At 62.2% G+C, this 14,426-nt stretch carries 16 protein-coding genes; 11 read left to right on the top strand and 5 right to left on the bottom strand.

The annotated features are described in order from the left end of the window. Positions 1–261 precede the first annotated feature (261 nt). On the top strand, positions 262–588 hold the full coding sequence (locus tag AC0L3D_RS18635; RefSeq protein ID WP_473628456.1) for a hypothetical protein: 327 nt from the start codon (positions 262–264) through the stop codon (positions 586–588). A gap of 11 nt (positions 589–599) precedes the next feature. Here AC0L3D_RS18635 and AC0L3D_RS18630 read toward each other — a convergent pair whose 3' ends face one another. Continuing rightward, on the bottom strand, positions 600–1,169 hold the full coding sequence (locus tag AC0L3D_RS18630) for a methylated-DNA--[protein]-cysteine S-methyltransferase (RefSeq protein ID WP_473628455.1): 570 nt from the start codon (positions 1,167–1,169) through the stop codon (positions 600–602). 179 nt (positions 1,170–1,348) lie between these two features. On the opposite strand from AC0L3D_RS18630, the gene AC0L3D_RS18625 reads away from it, so the two are divergent. The 5 genes from AC0L3D_RS18625 (at position 1,349) to AC0L3D_RS18605 (ending at position 5,018) form a co-directional block, all read left to right on the top strand. Beyond that, positions 1,349–2,212 carry a transglycosylase SLT domain-containing protein gene (locus AC0L3D_RS18625; protein WP_473628454.1) on the top strand — a complete coding sequence of 288 codons (864 nt, stop codon included), beginning with the start codon at positions 1,349–1,351 and terminating at the stop codon, positions 2,210–2,212. Between the two features lie 5 nt (positions 2,213–2,217). After that, complete coding sequence (locus AC0L3D_RS18620; protein ID WP_287185738.1) at positions 2,218–2,706, top strand: GNAT family N-acetyltransferase; 489 nt, start codon at positions 2,218–2,220, stop codon at positions 2,704–2,706. Positions 2,707–2,865: 159 nt separating this feature from the next. After that, positions 2,866–3,297 (top strand): lysozyme inhibitor LprI family protein, encoded by a 432-nt coding sequence (locus AC0L3D_RS18615; RefSeq protein WP_473628452.1) that lies wholly within the window; start codon positions 2,866–2,868, stop codon positions 3,295–3,297. A 154-nt stretch (positions 3,298–3,451) separates the two neighbouring features. Next, a complete protein-coding gene (locus AC0L3D_RS18610) occupies positions 3,452–4,195 on the top strand; it encodes a DUF899 family protein (protein ID WP_473628451.1) in 744 nt (247 codons plus the stop codon). A 271-nt stretch (positions 4,196–4,466) separates the two neighbouring features. Continuing rightward, a complete protein-coding gene (locus tag AC0L3D_RS18605) occupies positions 4,467–5,018 on the top strand; it encodes a DUF4142 domain-containing protein (RefSeq protein ID WP_473628449.1) in 552 nt (183 codons plus the stop codon). A gap of 126 nt (positions 5,019–5,144) precedes the next feature. Here AC0L3D_RS18605 and AC0L3D_RS18600 read toward each other — a convergent pair whose 3' ends face one another. After that, the gene (locus tag AC0L3D_RS18600; RefSeq protein ID WP_128176348.1) at positions 5,145–5,465 is read right to left on the bottom strand and encodes a DUF1476 domain-containing protein; all 321 of its coding nucleotides are present in this window, start codon (positions 5,463–5,465) and stop codon (positions 5,145–5,147) included. 372 nt (positions 5,466–5,837) lie between these two features. On the opposite strand from AC0L3D_RS18600, the gene AC0L3D_RS18595 reads away from it, so the two are divergent. The 5 genes from AC0L3D_RS18595 to AC0L3D_RS18575 all read left to right on the top strand — a co-directional run bounded on the left by AC0L3D_RS18595 (position 5,838) and on the right by AC0L3D_RS18575 (position 8,322). Then, positions 5,838–6,227 (top strand): DUF6152 family protein, encoded by a 390-nt coding sequence (locus AC0L3D_RS18595; protein WP_023799775.1) that lies wholly within the window; start codon positions 5,838–5,840, stop codon positions 6,225–6,227. Beyond that, positions 6,228–6,692, top strand: a complete 465-nt coding sequence (locus AC0L3D_RS18590) for a DUF6644 family protein (protein WP_473628448.1) — start codon at positions 6,228–6,230, stop codon at positions 6,690–6,692. Positions 6,693–6,727: 35 nt separating this feature from the next. Next, on the top strand, positions 6,728–6,952 hold the full coding sequence (locus AC0L3D_RS18585; RefSeq protein WP_473645388.1) for a hypothetical protein: 225 nt from the start codon (positions 6,728–6,730) through the stop codon (positions 6,950–6,952). A 408-nt stretch (positions 6,953–7,360) separates the two neighbouring features. Next, positions 7,361–7,780, top strand: a complete 420-nt coding sequence (locus AC0L3D_RS18580; RefSeq protein ID WP_473645386.1) for a hypothetical protein — start codon at positions 7,361–7,363, stop codon at positions 7,778–7,780. A 41-nt stretch (positions 7,781–7,821) separates the two neighbouring features. Next, entirely contained in the window at positions 7,822–8,322 is a 501-nt protein-coding gene (locus AC0L3D_RS18575) for a hypothetical protein (protein ID WP_473645384.1), read from the top strand. Between the two features lie 82 nt (positions 8,323–8,404). On the opposite strand, the gene carB is transcribed toward AC0L3D_RS18575, so the two are convergent. The 3 genes from carB to AC0L3D_RS18560 all read right to left on the bottom strand — a co-directional run bounded on the left by carB (position 8,405) and on the right by AC0L3D_RS18560 (position 14,116). After that, positions 8,405–11,902 carry a carbamoyl-phosphate synthase large subunit gene (carB, locus tag AC0L3D_RS18570; protein WP_023799773.1) on the bottom strand — a complete coding sequence of 1,166 codons (3,498 nt, stop codon included), beginning with the start codon at positions 11,900–11,902 and terminating at the stop codon, positions 8,405–8,407. A 259-nt stretch (positions 11,903–12,161) separates the two neighbouring features. Next, entirely contained in the window at positions 12,162–13,118 is a 957-nt protein-coding gene (locus AC0L3D_RS18565; RefSeq protein WP_473645382.1) for an SH3 domain-containing protein, read from the bottom strand. Between the two features lie 239 nt (positions 13,119–13,357). Beyond that, complete coding sequence (locus AC0L3D_RS18560; protein WP_473628443.1) at positions 13,358–14,116, bottom strand: metallophosphoesterase family protein; 759 nt, start codon at positions 14,114–14,116, stop codon at positions 13,358–13,360. Positions 14,117–14,426: the final 310 nt, after the last annotated feature.

Genomic DNA, 14,426 nt, shown 5'->3' with positions numbered 1-14,426 from the left:
GGAGATAGACGTCAGCAAACGCGAATATCGCGAGGCCCGGATCGATCGGCCGAAATATCAATGGACCTCATATAGTCCGCTTCTCCGCAAAAAACAAGACTGCACGAAAAAAGGCGCTGATGCGGCGCTGCCCAATGGCCGCCCCAATCGCGTGAAAGCGTTGAACGTCGGGCGTTGCGCCGGGTCCAATGGCCTATCGCGCACGCTGCGGGGAAGGATCGTGCCGCCTCCGGGCGTCCGGTTCTGTTTGGGGAGAGGACCATGAAAACTGTCCTGTTTGCCGCCTGCCTGACGCTGGTCGCCGCCCAGGCGCAGGCGATCTCGCGCTATGACCCGGGCCGCATGACCTGCGGCACGGTGCGCGCGACAATCGCACGGGAAGGCGCCGTCATCCTGCGTTATCAGTCGACGCGCACGCCGGGGCTGCCGCTCTACGACCGTTATGTGCGGAGCCAGAGTTTCTGCAACATGGGCGAGGTCAGGGCACGCGCTTCGGTGCCGAGCGCCGATACCAACTCCTGCATCGTCTACAAGTGCAAGCGCGTGGAAACAGACCGGCATTTCCGCCGGCGCATCTTTCCGGACTAGCAATGCCGGCCTCAAAATCCAAAAGAGACCTGCGCCGGCGGCGGCGGACCGACGCGCACGCCTTCCATCGCCAGCATCTTCTCCTTGGTGGTCGAGCCGCCCGGCGCTGAAAAACCGCCGATCTTGCCGCCGGCGGCAAGAATGCGGTGGCAAGGGATGACCAGCGGCACCGGGTTGGCGCCGAGCGCGGCGCCCGTCTCTCGCGCCAGCCCGGCATGGCCGGCGCGCCTGGCCAGTTCGCCATAGGTGGTGGTCTCGCCATAGGCGAGCTTGCGCGCCGCGTCGTAGATGGCGAGGCGGAAATCGTCGACACCGGTGAGATCGACCGGCACACCGGAGAAATCCACATCTTCGCCGGCGGCATAGGCCTTTATCGACGCGATCAGTTCGGCAACCCATTGCGGTCGGGCGCTCGAAGCGGCGTTGCCGGCATGGCGCAGCAACCGCCGTTCCACCGCGTCGCGGCTGCGCTGGGGCAGGCAAAGCCTCGTCAGCCCGGCCTCGCTCCAGGCGATGCCGATGAAGCCGATCATGGTTTCGAAGACGGCGTGGTTGGCGAAGGCTTGAGAGGTGTCTTCCATGATGTGCTCCTTTCCGAACGAACGAACGGCAATCCAGTACATATCGAGAACGAGGTATCGCATTCCAAGGGGTCTGTTGCCACCCGAAAACCATTGGAAATCCCAACTGGCTGCGGATTGCCGGGGGAAAGCCGCTGGTGTAAGGACTTCTTAACAGACGAACCGGACCCGAGCGCGGCTTGCCAGCAAAAATCATCTTTCCCGCGATCGGCGTGATGCTCGCTGCGGCCGGTCTTAGCGGCTGCACTTCGACCGCGCAGACCAAGGCCGTGCCTTCCCTGACTGAAACCGCCGCAGCTGGTAGCGAAGCCGGCTATGCGCTGGCGCTGCCCGACACGGTTTCGGTGCTGCCGGAATCGTCCGGCGTCACGCCTGTCCAGACCGCGGCGCTGGCCGTCGACCCCGCCGCGACCCCCGCCCAGCCAGCGGCCTTTGCCGGCCCGACCCCGTTGGCCGCAACTGCACCTTCAGTCATGACGGCCGATGCCGCGCCAGCCGGCACAGCGCCTGTCTATGCGACCGCCGCCGTTGCGATGCCGGTCACCGGCGAGACAGGCAAGACGATGCCAGGCGTCCAGCAGGTCGCCTACACCCTGCCTGAGAATCCGTCCGCCCTGCTTTCGACCAGCCCTGCCAAACAGTATTCCGCGGGACCGCGCGGCGAGATCGAGCGGCTGATCGAGAAATATGCCGTCCTCTATCAGGTTCCGGCCGATCTGGTGCGCCGCGTCGTCAAGCGCGAGAGCACCTTCAATCCCAAGGCCTACAATCGCGGCCATTGGGGGCTGATGCAAATCAAGCATGCGACGGCGCGCGGTATGGGCTATGACGGGCCGGCGAGCGGGTTGTTCGACGCCGAGACCAATCTGAAATATGCGGTGAAATATCTGCGTGGCGCCTGGCTGGTGGCCGGCGGCAACGCCAAGCGCGCCGATCGGCTCTACCAGAGCGGCTATTATTACGACGCCAAGCGCAAGGGCATGCTGGAACAAACCGGCCTGGGCCGCGACCGCAGTCGGCGTCGCCTGCAGCCCGACGCCTGAACGCCATGCCTGAGCCGCGTCCGCCGGCGCCGAACGACATAAGGCTGCGCAAGATCCTCGACGACACGCTCGCCCCGCCGCGCTGGCCGGAAGGTTTCGTCATGCGCGGTTTTGAGGCCGCCGACGCGCTGGCTTTGCATACGCTGCTGACCACCGTCTTCGACGATGGCGCCGACGGGCCGTTCGACGAATGGTGGCCGCGTATTTCAAGCGACGCGGAATTCGACCCTGCCTTGTGTTTCCTGGTCATCGACAGCAAGGGTCGGCTGGCAGGCGCGGCATTGTGCTGGACGAGGGCGTTCGTCAAAGACCTTGCCGTCCACCCCGAGGCGCGTGGCCGAGGCATCGCCGAAGCGCTGATGTGGCACGTCTTCACCGCCTTTCACGCACGCGGCGCTGCGCATGTCGATCTCAAAACCAACACGGTTGAGAATGCTGCCGCGGTCAGGCTCTACGAGCGGCTGGGGATGTTCGAAGTCGACTGGGCGGGGTGAGGAGCGGTTGGCGAAGCCGATCAGCGAGCATCGTGCGGAAACGAAGTGTCCACCAAGGCGGCAGGCGGCATCTTGCCGGCAACCGTTCGGAAGTTAAGCTGCGATCCTGCGGCTTCCGTGCCGCGGGGCGGGGTCTCGACCGAAACCGGAGAAAACACGATGCGGCTTTTACTTTCCAAAACCGGTCTGGCCAAAACCGGTCTGGTGATCCTCGCTCTTCCGCTTCTTGCGAGCGTCGCGCGTGCCGACGAATGCGCCAACGCACAGGACCAGGCGGCCATGAACGAATGCGCCGGCAAGTCGTTCACTGAAGCCGACAAGAAGCTCAACCACGCCTACAGGCAGATCGAGGGTCGGCTGAAGGACGACGCTGCGACGAAGAAGCTGCTGGTCGGCGCGCAGCGCGCCTGGGTCGCCTTTCGCGATGCCGAATGCGCTTTCCAGGGCGGCCCGCCCGATATGGCAGGCAGCATTTATCCGATGGTTATCGCCGGCTGCAAGGAGAGCCTCACCAACATCAGGCTGAAGGATTTTCAGGGCTATCTCAACTGCCAGGAGGGCGACACGAACTGCCCGGTGCCGCCGCAGTAGCCTCTGTCGCTGGCGAAGGCGGAGCCGTTAAGGCCTTATCGCCGGGTTGGGCGTGCAAAATGTCGGAACCCTGCTTCGCGATGCGTCCTTGGGAGGCAAGGTGCGCTGCCGCTTAAGGCGTGCGCCGCCAAAAGCACGGCAGATGGAGATGACGATGATCACCTTTCCCAACGAATCCGCTGAATACCGCGCCGCCCGCGAAACGCTGCTGCAAAAGGAAATCGAGCTGCGCCGCGCCATGGAGGATGTGGCCGTCGCCCGCCGTGCACTGCCGCCGGGTGGGCTGGTGCCACAGGATTATGTGTTCGACGGACTTGGCGCCGACGGCAAGCCGGCCCGCATAAAACTGTCGGAGCTGTTTTCGCCTGGTAAGGACACGCTGATCGTCTACTCGATGATGTTTCCGCGCCATCCGCAGGAGACGCGCGACGTGGCGACAAGCGGCGGCACGGCCAAGCTCGCGCGGGCCGACCAGCCATGCCCGTCCTGCACGGCGCTGCTCGACCAGTTCGACGGCGCCATCGGCCATCTCGAGGCCGCCGGCTTCAATTTCGCGGTTGTGGGCAAGACCGCGCTTGAAAACCTGATCACGCTTGGCCGCGATCGCGGCTGGACGAACATGCGGCTGCTCTCCTCGCCCGGCAACAGCTTCAAGCGCGACTATCACGCCGAGGCCGACGACGGCGCGCAACTTCCGATGCTGTCGGTGTTCCATCGCGACGCCGATGGCATCCGGCATTTCTGGAGCTCGGAGCTTGGCTTCGCGCCGTCCGAACCCGGTCAGGACCCGCGTGCCATCGGCACTTGCGAGCCCTTGTGGAACCTGATGGATTTCACACCGGAGGGCCGGCCGGACTGGAATGAACAGCTGCAATATGCCGGCGCCTGCTGCCACTGAGTGGGCCGTCCCTTCTCCCCTTGTGGGAGAAGGTGGATCGGCGCATAGCGCCGAGACGGATGAGGGGTGCTGGAAGAAATGAGGCGTTGGCAAATGTGCACGGTCTCTGCGCTGATGGGCGGCTCGACCTAGCGCACCGCCAAGCTGGAACACCCCTCATCCGACCGAGCTTCGCTCGGCCACCTTCTCCCACAAGGGGAGAAGGAAGAGCGCAACTTCGCCGCTGGTGTCGCGTTGGACTCTCCGAGGATCACAAACCCGGAGATTTCCTGTGAAAACAAATCTCACGCTTGCCATGGTCGCCTTGCTTGCCGGCGCGCCGGCGGCCTTCGCCCAATCCGCCACGCCGGCCGATATACCTGCTGTCGGCCAAACCAAGATCGACACCGAGACCTTCTCCAGAACCGTCCCCAGCGCCAACCGGTTCGAGATTGAAAGCAGCAAGCTGGCCGAACAAAAGAATGTCGCCGCCGATGTGAAGGATTTCGCCTCGCTGATGGTCAGGGATCACACCAAGGCTGGCGAGGATTTCAAGGCAGCTCTCGAACAGAGCCAGATCACGGCCTCGGTGACAGCGAGCGGCCCGGCTTTGCTGCCGAAACACCAGGCGATGCTGGACCAGCTCAAGAACCTCGATGGCGATGAATTCCAGGCGAAATACATCCTCCTGCAGAGCGAGGCGCACAAGCAGGCGCTGGCGCTGTTTTCAACCTATGCGCAGTCGGGTGAAGATCCGGCGCTGAAGGAATTCGCCAAGAAGACGCTACCGACGCTGCGGGCGCACGAAGAGCGCCTTAAGGATCTGGTGGCCGCTCACAGCTAAGGCATGTCACCCAAACGCATGCCCTCGGGCCTGACTCTGGGCCTGACCCGAGATGCGCAGCGGTTTTGGGAAACGCATAAAAGAGAGCTTAAAGCGCGTCGCGTCGCGCTTTAAGTCGGCGCTCTCTCAGGTGTTTTTGATCTGCTCGACCGCCGTCGCCAGCAGGTCGTTCATGACGCCGCGAATCTGAACATCCGACTGGGCGATGCCCGCCGCGTCGAAATCGGCGCGTATTTTGCGCAACACGTCGTCGTCCCCGGCCTCTTCGAAGTCTGCGCGCACCACCTCTTTCGCATAGGCGTCGGCGTCCTCACCTGACTTGCCGAGCTTTTCGGCGGCCCATAGGCCGAGCAGCTTGTTGCGGCGCGCCATGGCCCTGAACTTCGTGTCCTCGTCCATCGCAAACTTCTTTTCGAAGCCTTCCTGACGGTCTCTCATACTGCTCATAATTTGCCTCGTTCAGGTGTGAGTCTCCGACCTTCATCCGATGGAGAAGAAGAGCGGCGGTAGGGCCCGAACATGGCGTGCATGGATGTCATAAGCAAGACCGGACCGTTCATTCCGCAGGGCAATCGCTTCTGGTTGGCGCTGCCCCTCACCCTCACCCTCTCCCCGTGAAGGATGGGAGAGGGGGTGCCAGCGTTGTGGCTAGGTCCCTTCTCCCCGTTCTTGCCGGGGAGAAGATGCCGGCAGGCAGATGAGGGGCGGCGCCGATATCGACACCCGATAGCTTCGCCCAGAGCCTTCGCACCGATGTGATTTGACGTTGCCGCGCCGTGACCTACTCTCGATTGGCGGGATGAGCCGAGGAGGCGAGCGATGCAGTCACCTTTCAACGGGATTCGGAGCGTCACGTTGGCAGCGGCAGTGATCCTTGCCGCTGGCACCGCAGCTTACGCCCATCACGGCTGGTCGTGGACCCAGGATGGGTTTTTTGAGCTCCGGGGCAAGATCACAGCCATCTATATCGGCAATCCGCACGCCACGCTGGATGTCGACGCCGACGGAGAGGCTTGGCGGGTGGATTTGGCGCCGCCGTCCCGCACGATGGCCGCCGGCTTCACCGAGGAGGTCGCCAAAGTCGGCGACGAGGTGACCGCTATCGGCCACCGCTCGCGCGACGAGACCGAGAAGTGGATGAAAGCAGCCCGCGTCATCGTCAACGGCAAGGCTTATGACGTCTATCCCGACCGCGTCCCGCCGGCGTGAATGGACTGGTACCTCGCCGGCATCGAGCAACTCGCCATCGTAAGGGGGCTGAAGGCCTCCTTCGTCGCCTACCCCATAGTCAATGCGCTGCACATCATGTCGATCGGCGCGCTGCTGACCAGCGTCTGGCTCATCGACCTCCGGATCTTGGGCGCCTTCCGCTCGCTGCCGTACGCGGCGTTCATCGCGCTGCTGCGCCGCACCGCATCTACCGCGTTCGCCGGCGCGCTTGTCACCGGGTCGCTGCTCTTTTCAATCAGGGCGAGGGAATATGCGGCGATGCCGATTTTCCTCACCAAGATGACGCTCATACTCCTCGCCGGCACCAATTTTCTCATTTTCATGCGCCACGCAAAAGGCGGCGACGAGCCGGCCGGCGGGACCGTCACCATCCTGGCTGTGCTTTCGCTGGTGCTGTGGACGTCCGTGCTTTTCGCCGGACGGTTTATCGGGTTTCTGAACTGAGGCGAGATGGGGCACTGGCGTTCCGGAAGCGCGAGATGGTGCGCATCTACGCCGTCAATTCCGGCTTACACAATGCCATCAAGTGGGTAGATGCGAAGCACTTAAGCGTTGACCTGCCGACGCACAGCTTCGTGCCGGTGGCCTCATGGCGATGGAGTTTGACATCGAGATCGAGTGTTCGCGGGGGCGTGAAACGGTATCGGGAATGGAATATCCCTTTTGGCTTTTCCATCAATTGGCCTCGCGAACGGCTGGGCTAAGGTAATGAAGATACTTTCCCACCCTCAAGACCAGCGGACCATCGGCGCCCGCCGGATCATCTGGAACTTGGTGGGTTTCGTCCCCTATGCCGTCGGATTGGCTCGAACAGCTATCTCAGAGAACTGTGGTTTGATTAAAATATCTAACCTGAATCATATCCTTCTAATTGACACCGCGGTACAATAGGCAAGATTAAACCGGAATTTCGGAAACCCGGAAGAGCGAGAAAATCGGTGAAAGCCTTTATTAGTTACGCACGAGAACGCGAGAAGAATGCGAAAGAGATTTTCTTCATTTGTCAGAGGTTGGAGTTGACGTTTTTTTGATAAGGTGTCACTTTCACCCGGAGACGACTGGAAGAAAATATTAAAAGAAGGCATTGAAAAATCTGATTTAACCATACTCTTGTGTCTAAAGAAACTTCTAGTAAGACTGGAGAATTGCAAAGAGAGATAAGAATAATTCTTGATGAATCGACCAGAAGGCCTCCTGGGCAAACTTATCTAGTGCCTATTCGTGTTGGAAAACCGTCACTGCCAAGCGACTTGTCTCATCTTCAATATTTTGACTATGGCTCAGGTGGGTGGGCAAAAACGTTACTTAATTCTGCGAAATCTGTGGCCAAGAGACTCGGTGAAGATTATATAATAGATAATATTCACGCATATCTTGGAAAACTGGATGGAGATAATCCGACAATTATTGAGAAGATATCTGAGAAAAAGAAACGATATAATATCGATATCGAATTTGTCCAATATAGAGACTCTTCAAACTACTTTCGATTTGTAAACTCTAACATTTTGGCGATTATTACGATTTTTTGAGGGGGATGACTGGTTGGGAGGGGCGCTCTGGCAAGTCGGAGTTGAGCATTTATGTGCGTGAGCATTTTAGTAGAAATGGAATAATATCCCTCCAAAAATCATATGGTGACTATTGGTCCGGGGCTGCGCATCCTAACCATTCACTGACGACGTTCAATTTCGGTGGGGAGGATTGTGGGCTCGTACAATTCGAAGACCTGTTCGAAGTTTCTGAAGCCGAAGCAGTGAAAATCTTAAAGAGATGTGATGATATATTTCTGTTAAACTCAAAATCTATCGGAGATGATTCCGACGAGTTTGACTTTAGTCTTTCGCAGTTTGTTGACAGTGAGTACAGGACGGCCCTCTCAATGCTCAAGAATTTCAATATTGACGATAGGGGGATTACATTCAATTTTGGTACTGATACTGGTCTTCCCCATGTTCTCGGCGAACAGGACGTTTTAGTGCCGTGGTCTATTTGGAAATACGACGTCAATAGATTTCATGGGAAGACCAAGATCGCAAAATTCATTAATGCCGCTATGAATCCTTTCGGCTAAATATCATCCAGGCAACGCAATCGTTTGAGGGCGGGCCGCCCTATGGCCATCTCCCCCACAAGGAGGGAGATTGGCTAATCACCTAGGCAAAATACTCCTGCAGCGGCCGCACTTCCAAGCTCCCCGCCCTTAGCGCTGCGATCGCCTCCGCCACTGCCGCAGCCCCCGAGAGCGTCGTGTAATACGGCACCTTCTGCATCAGCGTGGCGCGGCGCAGCGATTTTGAATCCGACACCGCCTTCTGGCCGTCCGTGGTGTTGAAGACGATCTGCACCTGGCGGTTGCGGATGGCGTCCTCGATGTGCGGGCGGCCTTCCAGCACCTTGTTTATTTTCTCGGCAGCGACGCCGTTCTCGGCGAGGAAGCGGGCGGTGCCCGAGGTGGCCATTACCTTAAAACCCTGGCCGGCGAGGCGCTTGACCGCCGGCAGGATGCCCTTCTTGTCCTCGTCGCGCACCGAGACGAACAGCGTGCCGGCGCGGGGGAGATCAACACCCGCTCCCAGCTGGCTCTTGGCGAAGGCCAGCGCGAAGTCGCGGTCGAGGCCCATGACCTCGCCGGTCGACCGCATTTCCGGGCCGAGCAGGATGTCGACGCCGGGGAAACGGGCAAAGGGGAACACCGCTTCCTTGACCGCGATATGGCCGGGATTTCTGGGGTCGGGCATGGCGCCGTAATGGGCGAAGGCGTCTTCCAGGCTCTCGCCGGCCATGATGCGGGCGGCAATTTTCGCGATGGGGCGGCCGATGGTCTTGGCGACGAAGGGCACGGTGCGCGACGCGCGCGGGTTGACCTCGAGCACGTAAACGGTGCCGTCCTTGATCGCGTACTGCACGTTCATCAGGCCGCCGACATTGAGCGCGCGGGCAAGTGCGGCTGTCTGGCGCTCCAATTCGTCGACGAGCTCCGACGGCAGCGAGTGCACCGGCAGCGAGCAGGCGCTGTCGCCCGAATGGATACCGGCCTCCTCGATGTGCTCTAGGATGCCGGAGACGAAGGTCGACTTGCCGTCGCACAGGCAGTCGACATCGACCTCGATGGCGCCACTGAGATAGGTGTCGAACAGCAGCGGGTTCTTGCCCAAGAGCGTGTTGATCTGGCCTGTCTTGTCGTTGGGGTATTTCTGCTTGATGTCCTCCGGCACCAGGCCGGGCACGGTGTCGAGCAGGTAGGATTGCAGCATGCTCTCGTCGTGGATGATCTGCATGGCGCGGCCGCCGAGCACATAGGACGGGCGCACCACCAGCGGGAAGCCGAGCTCGCCGGCGACGAGGCGGGCCTGCTCGACCGAATAGGCGATGCCGTTCTTCGGCTGGCTGAGGCCGAGCTTGTGCAACAGCTTCTGGAAGCGGTCGCGGTCTTCGGCGAGATCGATCATGTCGGGCGAAGTGCCGAGGATCGGGATGCCGGCCTTCTCCAGCGCATCCGCCAGCTTCAGCGGCGTCTGGCCACCGAATTGGACGATGACGCCGACCAGTTCGCCCGACGCCTGCTCGGCGCGCAGGATCTCCAAAACGTCCTCCGGCGTCAGCGGCTCGAAATATAGCCGGTCCGAGGTGTCGTAGTCGGTCGACACGGTCTCCGGGTTGCAGTTGACCATGATCGCCTCGAAGCCGGCGTCGCGCAGCGCAAAGGCGGCGTGGCAGCAGCAATAGTCGAACTCGATGCCCTGGCCGATGCGGTTCGGGCCGCCGCCGAGGATGACGACTTTTTTCCGCGACGAGACCTGCGCCTCGTTGGCGAGCGCGCCGGCGAAGGGAACCTCATAGGTCGAGTACATGTAGGCGGTCGGCGAGGCGAACTCGGCGGCGCAAGTATCGATGCGCTTGTAAACCGGATGAACGTCGAGCTTTTCGCGTATCTTTTGAACCTCTTCGACGTCTTTCCTGACCAGGGACGCGAGGCGGGCATCGGAGAAACCCATCGCCTTCAGCATGCGCAGATTGGCGGCGTCTTCGGGAATGCCGTGCTCGCGAATGCGGGCTTCCATGTTGAGGATGCCGGCGATCTGTTCGAGGAACCACGGGTCGATCTTGCACATGGCGTGCACGTCTTCCAGCGAGGTGCCCATGCGGATCGCTTGCGCCACCATGCGCAGCCGGTCGGGCGTCGGCGTGCCGAGGGCAGCGCGAATGGCGTTGCGGTCGTCGGCGTGGCTGGCTGCGCCGTGCGCGATGCCGGGGATCTCGATCTCGTCGAGGCCGGTGAGGCCGGTTTCCAGTCCGCGCAGCGCCTTCTGCAGCGATTCCTGAAAAGTGCGGCCGATGGCCATGACCTCGCCGACCGACTTCATCGCGGTGGTCAGCACCGGCTCGGCGCCGGGGAATTTCTCGAAGGCAAAGCGCGGGATTTTTGTGACGACGTAATCGATCGACGGCTCGAACGAGGCGGGCGTTGCGCCGCCGGTGATGTCGTTCTCCAGCTCGTCCAGCGTGTAGCCGACGGCGAGCTTTGCCGCGATCTTGGCGATCGGAAAGCCGGTCGCCTTGGAGGCGAGAGCCGACGAGCGCGAGACGCGCGGGTTCATCTCGATCACCACCAGGCGGCCGTCGGCCGGGTTGACGGCGAACTGCACGTTGGAACCGCCGGTCTCGACGCCGATCTCGCGCAGCACCGCGATCGAGGCGTTGCGCATCATCTGGTACTCCTTGTCGGTCAAGGTCAGGGCAGGGGCGACGGTGATCGAGTCGCCGGTGTGCACGCCCATCGGGTCGATGTTCTCGATCGAGCAGACGATGATGCAGTTGTCGGCCTTGTCGCGGACAACCTCCATCTCGTACTCCTTCCAGCCGAGCACGCTTTCCTCGATCAGCACTTCGGTGGTCGGCGAGGCGTCGAGGCCGGACTGGACGATCTCGTAGAATTCGGCGCGGTTGTAGGCGATGCCGCCGCCGGTGCCGCCCATGGTGAAGGACGGGCGGATGATGGCGGGCAGGCCGACATGGTCGAGCGCCTGTGCGGCGATCGCCATGCCATGGCTGATGTAGCGCTGCTTGCGGTCGCCCTCGCCGAGGTTCCAGCGCGTTTCGAGCGCGTCGAGCGCGGCGTCGAGGTTTTCGGGCTTCTCGGCCTTCAGCGCGGCGCGTTCAGCCTCGTGCGTCTTGCGGTCGGCATTCTTGACGTCGGTGGCGTTGGCCAGCATCGATTTCGGCGTTTCCAGGCCGATCTTCTTCATCGCCTCGCGAAACAGCGCCCGGTCCTCGGCCTTGTCTATTGCCGTGGCGTCGGCACCGATCATCTCGACATTGTAGCGCTCGAGCACGCCCATGCGGCGCAGCGACAGGGCGGTGTTGAGCGCGGTCTGGCCGCCCATGGTCGGCAGCAGCGCGTCCGGCCGCTCCTTGGCGATGATCTTGGCCACCACTTCCGGCGTGATCGGCTCGATATAGGTGGCGTCGGCCAGTTCCGGGTCGGTCATGATGGTGGCCGGGTTGGAATTGACCAGGATGACGCGAAAACCCTCTTCCTTGAGCGCCTTGCAGGCCTGGGTGCCGGAATAGTCGAATTCGCAGGCCTGACCGATGACAATGGGGCCGGCCCCGATGATCAGGATCGACTTGATGTCGGTGCGTCTTGGCATATCGAGGGTCCGTTCGGCAGGCGGCTTGCACGAAAAACCGGACGGGAAGACCCGGCCGGTTGTGCTCGCGATTCTGGTATCAGGCTAGGAGGGCCTTATAGGGAAGAGTTTTGCCGGATGTAACCCCCTAAAATGCGGAGAGTAGGGCAGTAGGGCAGTAGGGCAGTAGGGCAGTAGGGCAGTAGGGCAGTAGGGCAGTAGGGCAGTAGGGCAGTAGGGCAGAGGCTCGAGCGCCCTTTAAACATATTGCCCTACTGCCCTACTGCCTTATTCCCCTTAGCCACCAATCCCCCAGCGCCAACTGATCCGTGATCTCGAAGCGCTCGGCAACGCCGACACGGATGATGTTCAGGCTGCCCTCGCGGGTGTAGCGGAATTCACCTGATGCATTCGAGCCGGCGGGCCGACCGGCCTGGAATCTGATGACGCGGGTGCCGCCATCGGGCCAGGTCACGGTGACCTCGGCTTTGTCGCCCGTGTGGACAACGCCTGCCTTGCAGCTGGTCATCGGCTGGCCGACATGGCGCGCGCAAGGAATTTCGTTGCGGGCACCCAGCGCCGGCGCGGGCCTGCCTGGCGGCTGCAGCCGCGCAACGGTTTGCGCGTTGGCCGGAGGCGCCGCATTGGCGGCGCGATTGCGGATGGGCTTGTCCGCTGCCGCGGGCGCCTGCGTCTCGCCGGCCGAAGGATTTTCGCTGGCAAAAAGCGCCAGGCGGTAAGCATCCTCGATAGCCACCCTGCCGATTGCCTCAACGGCAGTCATCGTGGGTTCGTGACCGGTCGCATCCAGGCGCGCCGTCAGGTCCGGCGGTGGCTGATCTGCAGTTGCCGGGTTCGAGTCGCCGGCTGCCGCGGCCGTGCTTTCGCCGGTCGCTTCGATGTCCGCATCCGTAACGGCCGCCGGATTCTCGGGGTTCAGGTAGCGCGCGGGAGCCCATCCCGCCAGTTGCGGGTTGTCGATTTCTGCAACCTTGCACCAGCGGTGGCCATTGACGTCGTTGCAGCCGAGATTGTTGACGCTCGTGCCATTCGGCAGCCGAGCCTTGATCTTGCCCATCGCCGATGCCGTGGCGCGGACGTTCAGGAGATCGCCCGGAGCGAGGTCGGTCACGATGGAGACGAACGGCGCTTCCTCGGCCCTGGCCGGCAGCAGCGCCGTCAGCAGGAGAGGGGCGGCAATCAGCAGCGTCGTCCGGAGCGTAACTGTGCGCCTCATCATTTTGGCCGTGGGCGATAGAAGCATTTCCGTAGGCGCGGCCAGGCACGGAATCACCACCGCATTCCAGGACGATTCTATAAGCGACGACATGGCGCTATGTAAGCCGGAAAATGCGGCTGGGGAATGGTGTTCGGTCCGCGGCATGAGCAAGCTCAGCGTGCGGCATGAACGCGTTGCGTTCAGCCTAGCGGCATGAACGCGTCCCGCGTTCAGCCGGACATGAACGCGTTGCGCGTTCAGCCGGACATAAATCCGGTGCGCAGCGCGTAGGCCCATTCCGGCCGTCCCGCCTGTTCGGCCTGCCGCGCTGCCGCCTCATGGTCATAGTCGACGGCGATGGCTTCGAAGCGGTCGGAGCGGCTCGGCCCACCCAATTCGACGATGCCGTAGCGTGCATGCGGAGAGCCTTGCTCGGAGACATGCGCCGGTGGCGTGTCGTCGCCATAAGCGGGGCAGCCGATGCTGCCCGGATTGAAGACCACCGGGCCGTCGGGGATACGGATCAGTTCGCTGCGGTGGCTGTGGCCACACAGCACGATGCGGCAAGCCGGATCGAGCGCGGCCAGCCGCCGCTTGATGGCGACTAGCGGCGCGCGGACCAGCCGGCCGTCGGCCATCGTATCGGTCAGGTATTTTTCGTCATGGTCGGGTCTGGCATGAAAGGCGGTCACTGTTGGGGCGACCTCCAGCGTGAGCGGCAAGGCCAACAGTGCCTCGCGCTGGACCGATGTCAGCCGTTCCTGCGCATAGCGGTCGGACGGCCACATGGCTTCATCCGCGGTATCGCGGGCGACGCGGCGGTCGTGGTTGCCGCGCACTGTCGGCAGGGCGAGCGCTTCAAGCCGCTCCATGGTTTCGCGCGGCCAGAGCGGGCCGGAGACGCAATCGCCGAGATTGACTGTAAGATCGGCACCACCGCGCTGCCGCAGATCGTCGAGCACGGCGTCCAGGGCGAGGATGTTGCCGTGGATATCGGCGAGAACGGCAATGCGCATGGGAAGCTCCGTTGGCAGGGCAGCGTTTCCTCGCCCTCGCGAAGCGGGGGAGAACTGACCGCCCCCGGGTCTTGCCTTTGGCAAGCCCGAGGACAGGCTCCGCGGCCGGAGAGGGGCTCTTCGCAGAGCCGCGTCGATAAAATGAAGCTTCTTTGAACGATTGGAGAGCGTCAAGGCCCCTCTCCGTGGGGGGGGGGGGGGGGGCCCCCCCCCCCCCCGGGGGGGGGGGGGGGGCCGCGGGCGGGGCGGGGCGGGGGGGCGGGGGGGGGGGGGGGGGGGGGGTGGGGGGGGGGGTTTTGTAAATAAAGAA

This window comes from Mesorhizobium sp. WSM4837, from assembly GCF_055811435.1.
The sequence above is the reverse complement of the archived record's forward strand: the minus strand, read 5'-3'. Positions and strand labels throughout refer to the sequence as shown.